This is a genomic window from Pseudomonas sp. TNT2022 ID1044 (assembly GCF_028656895.1).
Classification (GTDB): domain Bacteria; phylum Pseudomonadota; class Gammaproteobacteria; order Pseudomonadales; family Pseudomonadaceae; genus Aquipseudomonas; species Aquipseudomonas reinekei.
In genome coordinates, this window is the sequence record NZ_JAMDHB010000050.1 from 1 (window position 1) to 3,822 (window position 3,822).

At 52.4% G+C, this 3,822-nt stretch carries 5 protein-coding genes and 1 pseudogene; 1 reads left to right on the top strand and 5 read right to left on the bottom strand.

The annotated features are described in order from the left end of the window. The 3 genes from M5G20_RS30035 to M5G20_RS30045 form a co-directional block, all read right to left on the bottom strand. A partial coding sequence (locus tag M5G20_RS30035; protein WP_273922123.1) for a helix-turn-helix domain-containing protein occupies positions 1 to 135 on the bottom strand: 135 nt, incomplete at its 3' end. Positions 136 to 515: 380 nt separating this feature from the next. Next, positions 516 to 830, bottom strand: a complete 315-nt coding sequence (locus M5G20_RS30040) for a hypothetical protein (protein WP_273922119.1) — start codon at positions 828 to 830, stop codon at positions 516 to 518. Positions 831 to 981: 151 nt separating this feature from the next. After that, positions 982 to 1,410, bottom strand: a complete 429-nt coding sequence (locus tag M5G20_RS30045; RefSeq protein WP_273922120.1) for a hypothetical protein — start codon at positions 1,408 to 1,410, stop codon at positions 982 to 984. Between the two features lie 259 nt (positions 1,411 to 1,669). Here M5G20_RS30045 and M5G20_RS30050 point away from each other — a divergent pair. Further along, positions 1,670 to 1,951: pseudogene (locus tag M5G20_RS30050) on the top strand (diguanylate phosphodiesterase); the annotation flags it as partial. 143 nt (positions 1,952 to 2,094) lie between these two features. Here the strand turns inward: M5G20_RS30050 and M5G20_RS30055 are convergent. Continuing rightward, positions 2,095 to 2,511: a hypothetical protein gene (locus M5G20_RS30055; RefSeq protein WP_273922121.1), complete on the bottom strand. Its 417-nt coding sequence runs from the start codon at positions 2,509 to 2,511 to the stop codon at positions 2,095 to 2,097. Then, the coding region (locus M5G20_RS30060; RefSeq protein WP_273922122.1) for an RHS repeat domain-containing protein at positions 2,511 to 3,822 on the bottom strand (1,312 nt) is incomplete at its 5' end. The genes M5G20_RS30055 and M5G20_RS30060, both read right to left, overlap by 1 nt.

Consider the following 3,822-nt stretch of genomic DNA (forward strand, 5'->3'; position numbering starts at 1 on the left):
ATTGCGCTGCTGCTCTCGACTGATGGTCGAGGGCGACCTGTCAATCAGGCGAGCAATGCCGCGCAGGGTGAAGCCTTGAGCTTGACTGAGCTGAATGATCGCGCGCTCTTCAACGCTGAGTTCGGAATAGGACATAGGGGCAGCACCGTACCGGAAAGGTCAGGTGTTGCACTCAGTTTTCGCGGCCGCCCCATATTAAAAAAATTACTACCTTCGAAATCATTCCAGTATTTCACCGCTCACCTCCTAAATGGGTAGTGCCCCTTTGTGCCCTTAACCTTGCCGTGTCTTACATCCTCGACTAGCCGAGCATTGGCCGGGGTATAGCGTGCATGTGATCGACAGCCTGGCTGCGCCTGAGCCAGAAGTTGTAAGGCTGACGGGGCAGCGCTGACCAATCGGACGCCATCGCGAGCAAGCTTGCTCCTACAAAGTTATGTACCATTTTGGAAATCGCACCAATTTTTTAGGAGCGAGCCAACTTGCGATGGTGGCCGTAATTTCTTAAGCCCTCGTTACCAGGTTGATTGGTCCTCTAAGCTTGCCTTCTGGAGATCATCTTTCCATTGCTCGCCTGCCAACTTAAATATCTCTTCAAAAAAACCACGAGGGTCTTCTATTTCGGTTTCATCCCAGACTGTGGAACTGCATTCGTCATAGTCAGTTTCAAATTGCACTGAAAAATCAAACCCTTTATCTACCAAGGAAGTCTCAAGCAATCCCAATATAGCAAAACGATGTCTGCAACTCAAATACTCCAAAGCTGGCAACACAAACAACTTAACAATTTCAGACCTATCAGGAGAGCAGTTGGGATTATAAGTCTTCATTTTTTTCTCGAACTTCATCATCACAACTATCAAGATCTAAACCAGCCAACAAATACGAAATTCGAGGTTCCCATGACAGCTCTACACTTATGAACGGCGACCTCATTTTTATCCTCCCTTTCTCGGGAATGCCGTGAATGGTTGCTTGACATTATTTCTTGTCAAACCTTACCTCGGCTTCATTCACAGCCTCAACATACTTCGGACTATTCCGATCTTTATTGTTCGGTTTATAACCTCGTCCTATTCCAGCTATTTTCACTCTAACGACTGGATTACCTCTATTGTCGTACCCGGTCGGTTCAGGTGCATCTTTATCCATTTTAGAAATAGCGTAACCGATCGCCTGACGCTGTAAAGTCCAGCAAGTAAACTCCGAATTAGCATTAACTTCTCCCCTTCGCCCACTGCTCGTTGGATGTGAACCATCTACTGATCGCTGCTTCAGTTCGGTATCGGATATATCAGGGCCATGCTTGGCAACACTGTGCATGTCATATTCTTTTTCCCATGCCAAGACTTGGCGTTTAGTCTCTTCTTTTGACAACGGTTTAGGAAGAATTGGAGCTCCATCATTCACGGAGCTTTTGCTTACGTCATCGGGTAAAGAACAACCTAATCGCCCTTTTTTATTGCTCCCCGGACAATTCCCGCTCAACCCCAACGGATCCACCCACCCCGTCGGATTCGGCGTGTACCGATACGCGCTCAACCCGCCCGCCAGTTTCACCGGATCCGGCATCAGGCAGCCGCGAGCCGTTAAGGTCAATGGCCGTCAGCGCCCCGTCTTTTTCGCGGTGCTACTGCAGGCGACTGTTGTCCGGCAAGCGCAGGTGCTTCAAAGCCAGTGCCGCCGCTTCTACCGCCCCGAACACCTCGAAGCCGGCGGCTTCATCGCCCCCAATCGCCAGGGCGTGCGCCAGGAATTCCCGCTGCTTTCACTATCCATAGGCGTGGTGCACCTGCATCCACAAGCCTGCGGGGAAATCGACGCCAGCCAGTTGGCGGAAATGGCATCCCAAGCCAAACACCACGCGAATGTGCCGGGGTATAGCGTGCATGTGATTGATAGCTTGGCGGTGTCTGAGCCTGAAGAGACCTGGTTGGCGGGGCAGCGCTGACCGATCGGACGCCATCGCGAGCAAGCTCGCGATGGCGGCGGCAGAAACAATTCAAATCTCGAATTGCCCTTCACTTAGTCCATTCACAAAGGCCGAGCCCGCAACCGCCGGCCAACCACATCCAGTACATTTCTATTTTTCAGTTACCAAGCGGATTGATCTTCGGCACGTGCTTGCAGCAGATCATCTTTCCAAACCTCTTGCGCTAACTCATACACATTTTGAAGAAATGCCCGGGGGCTCTCCAGCGCATACCATTCGCCACGAGGCCAACTCGACGCTTCGTCTTCATTGATATCAAATAACCTCTGAAAGTCGTAACTTTTATCAGCCAATTTATTGGCTAGCGCTTCCACTAGCAAAAATTTATGTCTGTAGGACAAACAGTTCAGACTTAAACTATATTTTCGTATCAGTTCTGCTCTATCCGCCTGATTATTCGGATCGTAAACTTCAAGTTCTACGCCTCGCGAATCCTCACGATCATAAACATTGAAGCTACCGATAAACCACATAAGATCAGGTATAAATGCCTCATCTATAAAAGGATCTCGTAACATCACTTTTTCTCCGAAGGGAAAGCAGTGTAGGGCCGCGTCGGGTCATCCTTATCAAACTTCACTTCAAACCAGTTCAAGCTTTCATTCAAATGAGGATTTTCACTGTCTTTTTTATTCGGCCGATAGCCACGACCTGCTCCCGGAAGCTCCATTCTTACAATAGGGTCTCTGTTATGGTCTCGTCCCGTATGCGGACTTAACCCAAGTCGCTCCCTTGACATCGCTTTATTCAATGCACTCAAGTGAATGCGCCAATTACTAAACTGCGAACTCAAATTTCCTTTAGCCGGCTTAGGTACTTTACCGGTATGAGGATCCGCGCCGTTGATAGCACGTTGCTTAAGCGCTTGTTCAGATATCTCCGAACTGTGCTTTTTAATCGTATGCATATCATACTTTTTTTCATACTCTACAACCCGTCGCCGGGCATTCGCCTCAGCCAACTTATCAATTCTATCCCTACGCTGCTTCGACGACAGCTTCGGAAGCGTCGGCTCACCGTCGTCAACCTTAACCCCAACAACATCATCCGGCGCAGAGCAACCCGGCTTATTCGCCCCCGGACAATTCCCGCTCAACCCCAACGGATCCACCCACCCCGTCGGATTCGGCGTGTACCGATACGCGTTCAACCCACCCGCCAGTTTCACCGGATCCGGTGTCAGGTAGCGCCCCGTATCCGGGTGGTAATAGCGGTGGCGGTTGTAGTGCAGCCCGCTTTCGGCGTCGAAGTACTGGCCCTGGAAACGCAGCGGCTGTTCCAGTTGTTCGCCGCCGCCATGGGTGATTTGGTTGACTTTGCCGTAGCCGGTGTATCGCGCCGACCAGACGATTTCACCGCTGTAGTCGGTCAGTTCCTGCGGGGTGCCGAGGTGGTCGAGGTGGTAGTAGAACGGGCAGGCGTGTTTTGGGCCTTTGCCGTCGAGCAGGGCAAGGGGGCGGAAGCTGCCGGGTTCGTAGAGGTAGCTGCGGTAGTGGGTTTGGCTGCTTTCGGCGATGAGGTGGTCGCCTTGCCAGAAAAACTGTGTGGTCTGGCCGTCGACGGTCTTGGCGATGCGTCGGCCGAAGGCGTCGTAGCGGTAGGCCGTTTCGCGGCCGTCGGGTGCGGTGAAGCCGGTCAGGCGGTGCTGGCTGTCGTAGGTGTAGGTCGTGACGGCCTGGCCGCGGCGTTCGCGGATCAGGTTGCCGTAGGCGTCGTAGTCGTAATGCCGGTCGGCGTGGCGCAGCAGGCGGTTGCCCTTGAGGTGCCAGGGGCCGGGGCGGTCGTGGATCAGCAGGTTGCCGGCCGGGTCGTGGCTGAAGTTTTCCGGG

Excerpts from the sequence above, each read along its gene's own strand:
- M5G20_RS30055 (WP_273922121.1), bottom strand. The coding sequence starts at position 2,511 with ATGTTACGAGATCCTTTTATAGATGAGGCATTTATACCTGATCTTATG.
- M5G20_RS30040 (WP_273922119.1), bottom strand. The coding sequence starts at position 830 with ATGAAGACTTATAATCCCAACTGCTCTCCTGATAGGTCTGAAATTGTT.